The following is a 14,454-nucleotide window of genomic DNA, read 5'->3' on the forward strand; positions in this document are numbered from 1 at the left end:
GGTGCACCGGGTTCACACCGTCTGTAGCGATCCAAACACCGTCGAGCTCACCATGGGTGCCATGGGGCCACCGATCAGCAGGGAGATGTCGGCATCGGCAACGGGGTTCGGCGAGCCGCCACGGATCTGCCGGACCGCCTCCAGCACGAGGCCGATGCCGTGGACGAAGCCCTCGGCGATGTTGCCGCCCGCGGTGTTGATCGGCAGCGCGCCCCCGGGCACCGTCAGGTTGTCCACCGTCATGAACTCGCCGGCCTCGGGACCGGGCGGGCAGAGCCCGTGGTCGATCATCGCGGCCACCGCCGGGCCGGTGAAGTTCTCGTAGACCTGCGCGACGTCGACATCGGCGGCGCTGATACCCGCGCCCTGCCACAGCCGCCGCACCATTGCCGGGTGGAAGCCCGCCGAGGTGTAGCGCTCCTCGTTCTCGACCGACTCGTTCCATCCCGCCGCCGCCCCCTGCACACCGGACAGGATGACGGCGGGGGCACCGGCATACTCGTCGTGGCGGTCGGTCGCGGCGACGAGAATGGCTGCGGCACCGTCGTTCTCGCGTGAGCAGTCGTAGAGCCGAAGCGGCTCGGAGATCAGTCGGCTGCTTGCGTAGAGCTCATGGTCGAGCGGCTTGCCGTATGCCACGGCCCGCGGGTTGTTCTGGGCGTGGTGGTAGCCGGCCATCGCGACCGCCTCCAGCGCCGACGGCGGCACCCCGTCGACCTCGAGGAGCCGCTGTGTGCGCAACGCGCAGATCTGGGCGGGTGTGACGACACCGTGCGCGGTGTAGAGCGTGCCCAGGTGGCCCTTGGCGAACGCGCGCCGGCCGTCCACCGCCTCGGACAGCCCGCGGTACACGGCCACGCAGTTCGCTTGGCCGCTGTAGACCGCCGCGGCCGCACAGTTGACGGCGGCCGCGAGCCCGCCGCCCCCGCCGCCCCAGATCTGCGTCGACCACCGCACCTCGTGCACGCCGAGTGCCGCACCGATCGCCAACCCCTCCGAGGAGTCCTCGGAGTAGGACACGAACCCGTCGATGCTGCGGGGATCGCAACCCGCGTCCGCGCAGGCCGCCAGGATCGCCTGCAGTACCAGTTGAGCCGAGGTGCGTTCGCTGGTGCCGCGCCGCAGGTACTCGGTGGCGGCGGCCCCGACCACCGCGGTCGCACCCCGGAAGCCGTCGCTCACGGCCGCGCTCCGTCCTGGTGCCACCGGACCAGCGGCCAGTGCCGGTCGTCGGGCGGTTGTTGGATCGTTCCGCGGACCGCGGCTCCGATGGTCGGGGTGATCCCGTCGGCATTCTCCAGCACGCCCAGCAGCCGGCACCCCCCAGCGGCCGGCAGCTCGACGAGCACCACGACGTAGGGCAGGTGCCCGGTGGCCTCCGGGGTGAAGGCCTGCCAGGTGCGCGTCCACGCGTAGATGGTGCCGACGGGATCAACGGGCTCCCAGGCGGTTTCAAAGCCATGGCACTTCGGGCAGACCGGCCGGGGCGCCCAGATCCAGATCGCACAGTGCGGGCACCGTTGCAGCAGCAGACGGCCTTCGCGCAGCCCGTCCCAGTGCGGGGCGTCCACGCCGTCCCAGGCCGGACCGGTCGCGTCGATCCACGGCGGGGTTTCGGGAATGTTGCGAACGCTGAACACCCGCCAAGTGCCGTCGTGGAATCTCACCCAGCGACTGCGCAATTCGAACCAGGTGTCGTCGGCTTGGGTGTAGCGGATCACCGCATCGAAGCGCGCGTCGCCGGCGTCGGCGATCCGGCGCACCTCGGCCGACTTCAGCTGGGCGGGGACGTCGGCCGAGCCGATCAGCTGTCCGATCCGGTCGGGGAGGAAATCGGCCAGCACCGCGGGATTATCCCCAGCGGCAACCGCTTTGCCGTGGGCCTTTACGGTGCTGACCAAGTCTGCGGGCACGGCGGCGTCGAGTTCGATGGTCATCGGCGACCGCGAAGCTGGAAGCACACGTCGGTGCGGTCGTGCTGGAACCCGGCCGCCCGGCAGGCGTTGACCCATGCGGCGTCGGCGGAGTCGACGTACACGATCACGCCGCTGCGCCCGGCCTCGTGGGCGAGCGCCGCGGCACCGTCGAGCAGTCGCCGGCGTGCCTGCGTCGGCGCGTTCGGCGCCGCGCTGACGGCGGTGATGGTCACGCACACCCCGAATTCCTCTGAGCTGACGGGACGGTCGTCGACGGCGACCACGCCGACCACTCGGCCCGCCTCGCGCAGCGCGAACAGCTCGTCTGTCGTCGTGATGTCGACCCACTCGGGCGTGTCGTCGACCGTCGAAGCCACGAAAGGCTCCAGCACGGGTGCGGCGGTGGCCTCCTGCGCGGACTCCGTCGACCGGATCAGCTTCCACACCCGTCGCGTCCGGGGAATCAGGAACCGGTCGCCCAACCGTCCCGCGGCGGGATGGTTGCCCTGCGCCCAGGCGGTGATCGTGTGCGCCCCGGTGCCCAGCCACCCGTCGGGCCCGGCGGTGTCCAGGCCCACCTGCTCGAGCAGCAGGGTGGTGATCCCGATCGAGCGCAGCCGCGGGTCGATCACGATGGCGCCCTGCGCGCTGCCGTCGGGGTCGACCACGAGCCGGAGCAGCCCGGCGATCCGTTCCGGTTCCTCCGCCGCGCCCAACGCGGTGCTGTACGGCAGCATCCAGATCAGCAGGTGCTTGACCCGGCTGTCCGTGGTCTGCATCGCGCGTTCGACGTCACCGAAGTCGATGGTGCTGTACTCCGGTTCGGCATCGTATGTCGCGGCCCGATCGAGTAGGTCGGCCAGTTGCGCTGCTTCGTCGGCGTCGAGCCGGGTCCGCCATTCGTACTTGATCATCGCGACGACGACGCCGCGCCCGCGGCGAGCAGCTTGCGGGTCTCCCTCCGGAACACCTGGTTGGCGGTTTCGTTGCGGCCCAACAGCATTTCGCCCGCATCGGCGCTGGCCATCCCGCGCTGTGCGTTGCGCAGCAAGGGGAAGTCCTCGTTGTGCAGCACCGCCAGCAGGATCTCCCAGTTCTTGTCCCACCGCTTGTTCCAGTGCTCCTCCTCGAGGCCCGAGGCCTCCAGGGTCGGCACGATGAGCCGCTGCTCCATCCGCGAGCGGGTCGGGTCATTCTGGTCCGGCCGGAAGGTGAGCAGCTGGAAGTGATCGGGTTGGCGCAGCAGCGTGCTGTTGGGCAGCAGGAAGTGCGTCTCGGTGACGTAGGCTCCGAGGTCGCGGTCGCCGGGATCCTCTTCGAGCCAACGGTCGATCGACTTGCGGGGCGCGATGAAGCGGCAGTGCCTGCCGAAGTCCTCGAACGCCATCACGTTGGTGTGGATCACCTTGCCCGCCGTGTTCGGGTGCGCGTACTGGATGTGATACCCGTCCAGGAAGGCGTCCTGCATGATCTTCCAGTTGGTGGGTTCCTGGAAGCCTGCGGAGCGCACGCACATCAGCGTGTCGAGCCGGTATCCGGCGAGGATCGCGTCCATCTCGGGACCGAGCCAGGCGGCGACGTCGATTTCGGCGTTGGCATTGTCGACAACCCAGATGAACCCGTGCCGCTCCTCGCACGGCACCTCGACCAACCCGTGGTTCTCTTTGTCGATCTCACCGAAGGTGGCATCCCGGGTGATCATCCGCAGTGAGCCGTCGGGGTCGTAGGACCACCGGTGATAAGGGCAGGAGAAGAAGCGGCAGCGGCCCTTCTCGCTCTCCTCCAGCAGCGCACCGCGGTGCCGGCACAGGTTGACGAAAGCCTTTACCCCGCCGTCTTTCTGACGAACGACGATGAGGTTGTTGCGCGGCATCGTGACGGTCAGGAAATCGTACGGCTTGGCGATCTCCGAACCGTGCGCCACGATCGACGGCACGACGCCGAAGATGAGATCGCGTTCCGCCTGGGCCAGCACCGGGTCGGTGAACTCGTCGGCGCTGAACCTCACCACCTCGTCGAACTTGTCGGTGGTCTCGTTGCGGAGCAGCTCCAGTGCGCGACGGATGCGATCCTGACGTGGCAGTGACGTGGTCATATCGGCCTTCTACTTCTCGCTACTTCTCGGGGGTGAACGTGATCGGCATGCGCATGCAGCCGCGCACCTGGCTGGAGTGGAAGACCGGCGGGTCGGCCTCCACCAGTTGGTAGTCGGGGATGCGACGGTGCAGCTCCTCCAGCGCGATGCGCAGCTCGAGGCGCCCCAGGTGAGACCCGAGGCAACGGTGCGCGCCCGCCCCGAAGGACAGGTGCCGGTTCGGGTGCCGGGTGACAGTGAACTCGGTCGGGTCGGGGAACTCGCGGGGATCACGGTTCGCCCCGCACAGCATCAGGATCAGTTGATCGCCCTCGGCGATGTGCACCCCACCGAGTTCGACGTCTCGGGTGGCCCGGCGGCCGGGGATGACGGCCGCCTCGATCCGCAGGATCTCCTCGACCGCCTTGGGGATCAGCGTCGGATCCGCGATGATCGCCGCGCGCTGGTCGGGGTTCTTCGACAGGTGCAGGATCGTCCAGGCCAACGAGCCCCGCACGGTGTGCAGGCCGCCGATCAGCAGCAGGAAGAACATCCGGTTGAGCTCTTCGTCGGTGAGCAGACGGGTGCCGTCGGGCAGCGCCACCTCGGTGTGGACCAGCGTGGAGGTGATGTCGTTTCCGGGATTGGCGCGGCGGTCCTCGACGATCTTCTGGAAGTACCCGAACATCGTGAAGCCGGCCATCATTCGGGCCTGGTTGGACTCCTCCTCGGTGCCGCCGGGCTTGCCGACCAGGATCGTGTCGGTCGCCTCGGTGAACAAGGGGGCATCGGACAGCGGCCAGTCCATCAGTGCGAGGAAGACCCGCGCGGGCAGCTCGTGGGCGAACTGCGAGATCCACTCGGCCTCACCTTTGTCGGCGAACGCGTCGAGCAGTTCGTTGACGACGGCGCGGATGTCGCCGTCGAGCTTCTTCATCCGCTGCGGGCTGAACAGCGGCTGCAACGCCTGGCGGTACGCCGTGTGCTCGGGCGGGTCGAGCTCCAGCGGGATGAACTTGCCGATGTCGCTGGTGACGAGGTTGTTCGGATAGCTCGAGAACGTCTCGGGGTCGACAAAGACCTGGTGAATCTCCTTGTAGTGGGTGACGATCCAGTGACCGCCGTAGGCCGAGGAGTACACCACCGGCCCCTTGGCGGCCAGCTCGGCGACCCGCTCCTGCATCACGTCGACCGGCGCGGCCAGGCTCGGGTCGTAGACGTCGAAGTCCACGATGAGTTCAGCGGGCACCTTTTCAACAGTGGTCATCTGATCTCCGATCGAAAGTTGTTGCCGCGATGCGTTTCTCAGGACGCCGGTTCGGGGTTGAGGTCCTCCGGGAACCACATGCCCACCCGGGCCAGGGTGCCGCCGTCGGTCGCACCGATCGTGGCGCCCGAAATGTAGCCGGAGTCATCGGACGCCAGGAACAGGGCGACCTTCGCGTTGTCGCGCAGTGACGGCGGCCGCGGAACCTTGAGCGGGATCGGCGAAGCGGTCGGGTTCCACGGACCCGCTGTCTCCTCGTAGGACTGCCCGACCACCGGCGCGCCCGGCGGCATCAGGAAGTTGGGTGACATGCCATGCGTGGGAGCGATCGCGTTGACCCGGATGCCGTACCGGCCGAGATCGAGGCTCAGCGCGCGGACCAGGCCGTTGACGCCTGCCTTGGTCGCGCAGTAGAGGGCGATCTTGGGGTAGGCCACCAGGGACGCGGCCGACGAGGTGGCGAGAATGACGCCACCGCCGTTGGCCTTCAGGTGCGGAACCGCGGCCTGTGCGGTGAACACCACGCCGCTGAGGTTCACCCCGAGCACGTGCTGCCAGTCCGCCTCGGTGAGATCCTCGAACTGGACCGGGTCCTCGAGACCCAACGCCGCGCCGCCGCCGCGGGACACGATTCCCGCGTTCGCCCACGCGATGTCGAGCCGACCGTAGTGCTCGACGGCCGCGTTGACGGCATCGGTGATCTGACGCTTGTCGGCGACATCGGCGGTGATGGAGACGGCGTCGCCACCGGACTGCTCGACGAGCTTGCGCGTCTGCTCGGCGCGCTCGGCGTCGATGTCCACGACGGCGATCCTGGCGCCCTCGCCGCTGAACAGCACCGCGCTCTCACGGCCCAGCCCCGAGCCGGCGCCCGTGATCAACGCAACTTTGCCTTGCAGTCTCATGACCCTCCTCCGGGTGTCCGCGGCGGTTCGCATCGAGGTGTCGGCAGGAAGCCCGACCGTGAGCGAAAACGGCTGGTTGTGACCCCCACCACTGGTACGCCGAAAACCTTACGACAATAGGTATAAGACGTCAATCAAGAAATGTCAGCTGATATCGTCCTCGAGTGAATCCGCAGTTCAGCGGCGTTTTGCCGTGCTCTACCGCCAAGCGCTCGGTGCTCATGCCTAACCGATTTTGGCGTCGCCGACAGGGCGCTACAGGATGGGTCTGCCGCCGGTCACCGCGATGCGCGCACCGGTCACGTAGCTGGCTTCGTCGGAGGCCAGCATCACGTAGACCGGTGCCAGCTCGACCGGTTGCCCGGCGCGGCCCAGCGGGGTGTTCTCCCCGAACTGCTTGACCTTCTCTGGCGGCATCGTCGATGGGATCAGCGGCGTCCAGATGGGGCCCGGCGCGACGCTATTAGCACGAATACCCTTCTCGCCCAACATCTCCGCCAGGCTTGCCGAGAAGTTCGCGATCGCGGCCTTGGTCGCCGCGTACGGCGCGAGCTTCGGGTTGGGCATATCGGAATTCACCGAGGAGCTGCCGATGATCGACGCTCCGGCGCCCATGTGCGGCAGCGCCGCCTTGACGAGGTAGAAGTAGGCGCCCACGTTGAGCCGGAAGGTGTAATCCCACTCCTCGTCGCTGATCTCGTCGAGGGCGTCGTGCGTCATCTGGTAGGCGGCGTTGTTGACGAGCACATCGATGCCGCCGAACTCCGCCACTGCCCTGTCGACCACCGCACGGCAGTGCGCGGGGTCGGAAAGGTCCCCGGCCATCAACACGCACCTGCGGCCGGCCTCGCGCACGTAGCGCTCGACCTCCTTGGCGTCCTCGTCCTCGTTCAGGTACGCGATCAGCACGTCGGCGCCCTCGCGCGCGTAGGCGATCGCCACCGCGCGACCGATTCCGCTGTCCCCTCCGGTGATGATCGCGCGCTTTCCGGCGAGCCGGCCAGCACCGCGGTAGCTGGTCTCACCGCAGTCCGGAACGGGATCCATCTGCGTTTGCACACCGGGCGGTGATTGTTGTTGTTCAGGGAAGCCCATCTGTGTTCGCCTTCCTCGACGGCTGCTCGACACGCGGGTGATTACCCTGATCGACGCCGTCGAATCGGGTTGAGGTCACGGCATCACCAGGTTGTTGCACATGTGCCAATTAAGATGTCCGTATGTCTGAACCCAGGCGGCGGCTATCTCCCGACGACCGGCGCAACGAACTGTTGGCGCTCGGCGCCGAGGTGTTCGGGCAGCGGCCCTACGACGAGGTCCGCATCGACGAGATCGCCGAACGTGCAGGCGTTTCCCGCGCCTTGATGTATCACTACTTCCCCGACAAGCGGGCGTTCTTCGCCGCGGTCGTGCGCGCCGAGGGCGAACGGCTGTTCAAAGCCACCAACACCCCGCCGAAACCCGGGCAGAGCCTGTTCGACCAGCTGCGCGAGGGCGTGCTGGCCTATCTGCGCTACGACGAGGAGCACCCGTACGGCGCATGGGCGGCCTACGTGGGGATGGGCCGCCAAGACCCCGTGCTGCGCGGCATCGAGGACGTCGACAACGTCCGCCAGGCAGACCGCATCGTCGCGCGGATTCACGCCGCGGCCGGCGAAGAGCTGGACTCCAAGGTGGAGCGAGACCTGCGTATCACGGTCTACGGCTGGCTGGCGTTCACGTTCGAGATGTGCCGTCAGCGCCTGATGGAGCCCTCGATCGACGTCGACCAGGTGGCTGCGGCGTGTGCGCACGCCCTGCTCGACGCGATCGCGCGGGTGCCGGGGATTCCCGCGCCGTTGGCCGCTGCGGTGGCCGGCGAGCACCGATGACCGCCGAGCGCGCGGAAAATGTCGGACCCGGTTGGCACGATGACTAGATGAGCTCCACCACGCTGTCCCGGTTCAGCGAGCTGACCAGGGAGTGGTTCGCGGGCACGTTCGCCGAGCCGACGCCCGCTCAAACCGAGGCGTGGGCGGCGATCGCCGACGGCGACAACACGCTGGTCATCGCGCCGACCGGGTCGGGCAAGACGCTCGCGGCGTTCCTGTGGGCGATCGACCGGCTGGCGGTGGCCGAACCGCGCCCCGCAGGCGCGGGCACGCGAGTGCTGTACGTGTCCCCGCTCAAGGCGCTGGCCGTCGACGTCGAGCGCAACCTGCGCACCCCGCTGACCGGCATCGCCCGCGTCGCCGAACGACGCGGGGTGCCCGCCCCCGACATCACCGTCGGCGTGCGCTCCGGGGACACCCCGCCCAAACAGCGCCGTGAGCTGATCCTCAAGCCCCCGGACATCCTCATCACCACGCCCGAGTCGCTGTTTTTGATGCTGACCTCATCTGCCCGCGAGACCCTGGCCGAGGTGCAGACCGTGATCGTCGACGAGGTGCACGCCGTCGCAGGCACCAAGCGGGGGGCCCATCTGGCGTTGTCGCTGGAACGCCTCGATCAGCTCAACGACAGGCCCGCGCAGCGAATCGGGCTGTCGGCCACCGTGCGGCCTCCCGAGGAGGTGGCGCGGTTCCTGTCCGGGCAGCAGCGCACGCGGATCGTCGCCCCACCCGCGGCCAAGACGTTCGACCTGTCGGTGCAGGTGCCGGTCCCCGACATGGCCAACCTGGAGAACAACACCATCTGGCCCGACGTCGAACACCGCATCGTCGACCTGATCGAGGCGCACAACAGCTCGATCGTGTTCGCCAACTCGCGTCGGCTGGCCGAGCGACTGACCTCGCGGCTCAACGAGATCCACGCCGAACGGCTCGGCGTCGAGCTGCCCGAGGAACACAATCCCAAGGTCGGTGGCGGCGCACCCGCGCAGCTGATGGCCAGCGGCGCTTCCTACGGCGCCCCGACGCTGCTGGCCCGCGCCCATCACGGATCGGTCAGCAAGGAGCAGCGCGCGCAGGTCGAGGACGACCTCAAGAGCGGCCGGCTCAAGGCCGTCGTCGCGACCTCCAGCCTGGAGTTGGGCATCGACATGGGCGCGGTCGATCTGGTGATCCAGGTCGAGGCCCCGCCGTCCGTGGCCAGCGGTCTGCAGCGCATCGGACGCGCGGGCCACCAGGTCGGCGAGATTTCGCAAGGCGTGTTGTTTCCCAAGCACCGCACGGACCTGATCGGCTGCGCGGTCACGGTCAAGCGCATGCTGTCCGGCGAGATCGAGAGCATGCACGTACCGACCAACCCGCTCGACGTGCTGGCGCAGCACACCGTGGCCGCGTGCGCGCTCGAACCGCTCGACGCCGATCACTGGTTCGACACCGTGCGGCGCAGCGGCCCGTTCACGACGTTGCCGCGCAGTGCTTTTGAGGCGACGCTGGACCTGCTGTCCGGCAAGTACCCGTCCACCGAGTTCGCCGAGCTGCGCCCGCGGCTGGTCTACGACCGCAACACGGGCACGCTCACCGCCCGGCCGGGTGCGCAGCGCCTCGCGGTGACGTCGGGCGGTGCCATCCCCGACCGCGGCCTGTTCACCGTCTACCTCGCCACCGATACCGACAAGCCCTCGCGCGTCGGCGAACTCGACGAGGAGATGGTCTACGAGTCGCGGCCCGGTGACGTGATCTCGTTGGGCGCGACGAGCTGGCGCATCACCGAGATCACCCACGACCGGGTGCTCGTCATTCCGGCGCCGGGACAGCCTGCGCGGCTTCCGTTCTGGCGTGGCGACGGGGTGGGCAGGCCCGCCGAACTCGGGGCCGCGGTCGGCGCCGTCACCGGCGAGCTGGCTCAGCTGAGCCGCGGCGAGTTCGACGCACACTGCCGCGCAACGGGGTTGGACGAGTTCGCGACGGACAACCTGTGGCGTCTCCTCGATGACCAACGTCAGGCCACCGGGGTGGTGCCCTCGGATGCGACGCTGGTCGTCGAGCGGTTCCGCGACGAGCTCGGCGACTGGCGGGTGATCCTGCACTCCCCCTACGGTCTTCGGGTGCACGGCCCGCTGGCGTTGGCGGTCACCCGCCGGCTGCGGGACCGCTACGGAATCGAGGAGAAGCCGACAGCCTCCGATGACGGCATCATCGTGCGACTGCCCGACACCGACGAGGCCGCCCCCGGCGCCGACCTGTTCGTGTTCGAACCCGACGAGATCGAGCCCATCGTCACCGCCGAGGTGGGTGGCTCGGCGCTGTTCGCGTCCCGGTTCCGCGAATGTGCCGCCCGCGCACTGCTTTTGCCTCGCCGCCATCCAGGAAAGCGCTCGCCGCTGTGGCATCAGCGCCAGCGCGCCGCGCAGCTGTTGGACGTCGCCCACAAGTATCCGGACTTTCCGATCGTGCTGGAGGCCGTACGCGAATGCCTCCAGGACGTGTACGACGTGCCTGCGCTGACCGAGTTGATGCGCCGGATCGGGCAGCGCCGGCTGCGGGTGGTGGAGGTGCAGACCGCGAGCCCGTCGCCGTTCGCGGCGTCGCTGCTGTTCGGTTACGTCGGCGCGTTCATGTACGAGGGCGACAGCCCGCTGGCCGAGCGGCGCGCGGCCGCGCTGTCGTTGGACAGCGTGCTGCTGGCCGAACTGCTGGGCCGGGTGGAGCTGCGCGAGCTGCTCGATGCGCAGGTCATCGCGACCACGACCCGGCAGCTGCAGCACCTGGCCGCGGACCGGCTGGCACGCGACGCCGAGGCGGTCGCCGACCTGCTGCGGCTGCTGGGCCCGCTCACCGAACGCGAGATCGCCGAGCGCGCAACGACGGACGAGGTGGGTCCCTGGCTGGACGGGCTGCGCGCCGCCAAGCGCGCGTTGACGGTCACGTTCGCCGACAAAACCTGGTGGGTGGCCGTCGAGGACATCGGCCTGCTGCGCGACGGCGTCGGGGTGGCGGTGCCGATCGGCGTGCCCGCGGCCTTCACCGAGTCGGTCGCCGACCCGCTCGACGAACTGCTCGGCCGCTACGCGCGCACCCACGGACCGTTCACCACACACGACGCCGCCAGCCGGTTCGGCCTGGGGTTGCGGGTGACCGCCGACGTCCTGGGCAGGATGGCGATCGACGGCAAGGTGATCCGCGGCGAGTTCACCTCCCAAGCCGACGGCGAACAATGGTGTGACGCCGACGTCCTGAAGATCCTGCGGCGCCGGTCGCTGGCCGCGCTGCGGGCGCAGGTCGAGCCGGTCAGCACCGCCGCATACGGCCGGTTTCTGCCGTCGTGGCATCAGGTCGGCTCGCACAACGCGGGCATCGACGGGCTGGCCGCCGTCATCGAACAACTCGCCGGAGTGCCGCTGCCGGCCTCGGCGGTCGAACCGCTGGTGTTCGGGCAACGGGTGCGCGACTACCAACCGGCGATGCTCGACGAGCTACTGGCCTCCGGCGAGGTCATCTGGTCCGGTGCCGGCCAGATCGGTTCCGGCGACGGATGGGTGGCCTTCCACCTCGCCGACTCGGCGCCGATGACGCTCAATCCGCCCGCGGAGATCGAGTTCACCGACGCCCACCGGGCGATCATGCGGACGCTGGAGGGCGGCGGTGCTTATTTTTTCCGTCAGCTCGCCGACAACCCGACCGACGAGCTCAAACAGGCGCTGTGGGAGCTGGTTTGGGCAGGCTGGATCACCGGCGACACGTTCGCCCCCGTGCGGGCGGTGCTGGCCGGGTCACGGAGCCCCACCGGCGGGCGCGGCGCCCCGGCGCATCGGCAGCGGCCGCGGCCACCCCGGCTGAGCCGCTACAGCGTCGCCCATGCCCAGACCCGCAGCGCCGATCCCACGGTGGCGGGTCGGTGGTCGGCGCTGCCCACTGCGGAACCGGAATCGACGGTGCGGGCGCATTTTCGCGCCGAGCAGCTGCTGAGCCGCCACGGAGTGCTGACCAAGGGCGCGGTGGCCGCCGAGCAGGTGCCCGGCGGGTTCGCGATGCTCTACAAGGTGCTGACGGCGTTCGAGGAAGCCGGCCGGTGCCAGCGCGGTTACTTCGTGGAATCGTTGGGCGGGGCCCAGTTCGCCGTGGCCTCGACGGTGGACCGGCTGCGCAGTTACCTCGACGGGGTGGACCCCGAACGCCGCGAGTATCACGCCGTCGTGCTGGCCGCCGCCGACCCGGCCAACCCGTACGGGGCGGCGCTGCCATGGCCGGGTCAGGGGCCGGGCCGCAAAGCCGGTGCGCTGGTCGCGATCGTCGACGGGGAGCTCGTGTGGTTCCTCGAACGGGGCGGCCGCACGCTGCTGAGCTTCAGCGACGACGCTGATGCCCACGCCGCGGCCGCGGCGGCGCTGGCCGAACTCGTCGGCAGTGGGCGGGTGCGGTCGCTGCTCGTGGAGAAGGTCAACGGTGTCTCCGTGCTGGAGCCCGGCGCCGAGGGACAGCGCGCGGTGGTGCACGACGCGCTGACGGCCGCGGGCTTCTCCCGCACGCCTCGCGGGTTGAGGCTGCGGTAACGATGCCCGAGGGCGACACCGTCTGGCACACCGCGGTCCTCCTGCGCGAGGCGCTCGCCGGAAAGACGTTGACCCGCTGCGATGTCCGCGTTCCGCGCTATGCCACCGTCGACCTCAGCGGCCAAGTGGTCGACGACGTGATCAGCCGTGGCAAGCACTTGTTCATCCGCGTCGGCGACGCCAGCATCCACTCCCACCTGAAGATGGAGGGCAGCTGGAAGGTCAATCCGCTCAGCAAGCCGAGCAGGGCAGGCCATCGGATCCGAATCATCCTGGAAACCGAGGACATTCAGGCGGCGGGCATCGACCTCGGTGTGCTCGAGGTGCTCGACCGTGCGCACGACGCCGACGTCGTCGCCCATCTCGGCCCGGATCTGCTCGGCGACGACTGGGACCCCCAGGTGGCCAGAAGGAACCTACTCGCCGATCCCGAGCGTCGGCTGGCCGAGGCGCTGCTGGACCAACGGGTGATGGCCGGCGTCGGCAACGTGTACTGCAACGAGTTGTGTTTCATCGCGGGCCACCTGCCGACCACGCCCGTCGGCACCATCAACGATCCGCTGCGGATGGTGCAGCGGGCGAGGGACATGTTGTGGCTCAACCGGTCCCGGTGGAACCGCACCACGACCGGCGACACCCGACGCGGCAACCAGCTGTGGGTGTACGGCCGCCGCGGCGAGCCGTGCCGTCGCTGCGGCACCCGCATCGAGTTCGACCAGGGCGGCGACCGGGTCACCTACTGGTGCCCGGTCTGCCAGACCTGACCGCCACGGACTCAACGCGGCAACGCCAGCCTGACGATCTTGCGCACGACCGTCGCGAACTGACGCGGCAGCGACCCCGTGTTGTAGGGAATGCCGTAGCGCTGGCAGATGTCTTGCACGTCCGACGCGATCTCGGCGAGCCGGTGCGCCGGAATGTCGGGGAACAGATGGTGTTCGATCTGAAACGACAGGTTGCCTGACAGAACGTGAAACAGCTTGCCGCCGGTGAGATTCGCCGAGCCGAGGATCTGTCGGAAGTACCACTGCCCGCGGGTCTCGGCCTTGGTCTCCTCGACGGAGAACTCCTGGACATCGTCCGGGAAGTGACCGCAGAAGATGATCATGTACGACCACACGTTGCGCACCAAGTTGGCCGTCAGGTTGCCCGCCAACACCCACGGGGCGAAGGGCCCGGCCAGCAGCGGAAACGCGACGTAGTCCTTGAGCGTCTGCCGCTTGGTCTTGCGCCAGATGCCCTCGAGGATCTCGCGTTTGTCGGCCAGCGTGATCTCTCCGGCCCTGATGCGTTCGGTCTCCAGCTCGTGCAGCGCGACGCCGTACTGGAACAGCACCATCAGCAAGAACGCGTACACGGGGTTTCCGAGGAAGTAGGGCCGCCATTTCTGGTCCGGGCTCATCCGCAGGATGCCGTAGCCGACGTCGCGGTCCATGCCGACGATGTTGGTGTAGGTGTGGTGCATGTAGTTGTGCGAGTGCCGCCACTGGTCGGCCGGACAGGCGGTGTCCCACTCGAACCCGCGGCTGGAGATCGCCGGATCGCCCATCCAGTCGTACTGGCCGTGCATGACGTTGTGGCCGATCTCCATGTTGTCCAGGATCTTCGACAGGCTCAGCATCGCGGTGCCCACCAGCCACAACGGCGGCAGGATGCCGCCGAACAACAGCGCGCGGCCGGTGATCTCCAGCGTGCGCTGCGCCTTGATGACGCGTCGGATGTAGTCGGCGTCGCGTTCGCCGAGATCGGCGATCACGCGCTCTTTGAGAGCGTCGAGCTCGCGGCCAAAAGCCTCGGTTTGCTCGGGGGTCAGGCGGATCGTTTTGCCGCGCACGACCTTCTCGACGGTCCGGGGTTCTGTGATGGTGACAGTCATG

General features: G+C 68.7%; 11 protein-coding genes. 3 read left to right on the forward strand and 8 right to left on the reverse strand.

The window, feature by feature from the left end; translation table 11 throughout:
• Positions 1 to 12: 12 nt before the first annotated feature.
• The 7 genes from G6N28_RS04565 to G6N28_RS04595 form a co-directional block, all read right to left on the reverse strand.
• Entirely contained in the window at positions 13 to 1,182 is a 1,170-nt protein-coding gene (locus G6N28_RS04565; protein WP_163897407.1) for a thiolase C-terminal domain-containing protein, read from the reverse strand.
• A complete protein-coding gene (locus G6N28_RS04570; RefSeq protein WP_163897409.1) occupies positions 1,179 to 1,937 on the reverse strand; it encodes a Zn-ribbon domain-containing OB-fold protein in 759 nt (252 codons plus the stop codon). Before G6N28_RS04570 ends, G6N28_RS04565 begins: the two co-directional genes overlap by 4 nt.
• Positions 1,934 to 2,830, reverse strand: a complete 897-nt coding sequence (locus G6N28_RS04575; protein WP_163897412.1) for a hypothetical protein — start codon at positions 2,828 to 2,830, stop codon at positions 1,934 to 1,936. Before G6N28_RS04575 ends, G6N28_RS04570 begins: the two co-directional genes overlap by 4 nt.
• Entirely contained in the window at positions 2,827 to 4,011 is a 1,185-nt protein-coding gene (locus G6N28_RS04580; RefSeq protein WP_163897414.1) for an aromatic ring-hydroxylating oxygenase subunit alpha, read from the reverse strand. Before G6N28_RS04580 ends, G6N28_RS04575 begins: the two co-directional genes overlap by 4 nt.
• A 19-nt stretch (positions 4,012 to 4,030) precedes the next feature.
• Positions 4,031 to 5,257: a cytochrome P450 gene (locus G6N28_RS04585; protein ID WP_163897417.1), complete on the reverse strand. Its 1,227-nt coding sequence runs from the start codon at positions 5,255 to 5,257 to the stop codon at positions 4,031 to 4,033.
• A gap of 38 nt (positions 5,258 to 5,295) precedes the next feature.
• On the reverse strand, positions 5,296 to 6,162 hold the full coding sequence (locus G6N28_RS04590; protein ID WP_163897419.1) for an SDR family NAD(P)-dependent oxidoreductase: 867 nt from the start codon (positions 6,160 to 6,162) through the stop codon (positions 5,296 to 5,298).
• A 255-nt stretch (positions 6,163 to 6,417) separates the two neighbouring features.
• A complete protein-coding gene (locus tag G6N28_RS04595; RefSeq protein WP_163897421.1) occupies positions 6,418 to 7,257 on the reverse strand; it encodes an SDR family oxidoreductase in 840 nt (279 codons plus the stop codon).
• Between the two features lie 122 nt (positions 7,258 to 7,379).
• Here G6N28_RS04595 and G6N28_RS04600 point away from each other — a divergent pair, with 122 nt between their 5' ends.
• The 3 genes from G6N28_RS04600 to nei2 are packed head-to-tail and all read left to right on the forward strand — an operon-like array spanning position 7,380 to position 13,341.
• A complete protein-coding gene (locus G6N28_RS04600) occupies positions 7,380 to 8,030 on the forward strand; it encodes a TetR/AcrR family transcriptional regulator (protein WP_163897423.1) in 651 nt (216 codons plus the stop codon).
• Positions 8,031 to 8,077: 47 nt separating this feature from the next.
• The gene (locus tag G6N28_RS04605; protein WP_163897425.1) at positions 8,078 to 12,577 is read left to right on the forward strand and encodes an ATP-dependent helicase; all 4,500 of its coding nucleotides are present in this window, start codon (positions 8,078 to 8,080) and stop codon (positions 12,575 to 12,577) included.
• A gap of 2 nt (positions 12,578 to 12,579) precedes the next feature.
• Positions 12,580 to 13,341, forward strand: a complete 762-nt coding sequence (gene nei2, locus G6N28_RS04610; protein WP_163897427.1) for an endonuclease VIII Nei2 — start codon at positions 12,580 to 12,582, stop codon at positions 13,339 to 13,341.
• Between the two features lie 11 nt (positions 13,342 to 13,352).
• Here nei2 and G6N28_RS04615 read toward each other — a convergent pair whose 3' ends face one another.
• Entirely contained in the window at positions 13,353 to 14,453 is a 1,101-nt protein-coding gene (locus G6N28_RS04615) for a fatty acid desaturase family protein (RefSeq protein ID WP_163897429.1), read from the reverse strand.
• Between the last annotated feature and the right edge of the window lies 1 nt (position 14,454).

Origin of the sequence: Mycolicibacterium pulveris, assembly GCF_010725725.1 — a bacterium.
Lineage (GTDB): Bacteria > Actinomycetota > Actinomycetes > Mycobacteriales > Mycobacteriaceae > Mycobacterium > Mycobacterium pulveris.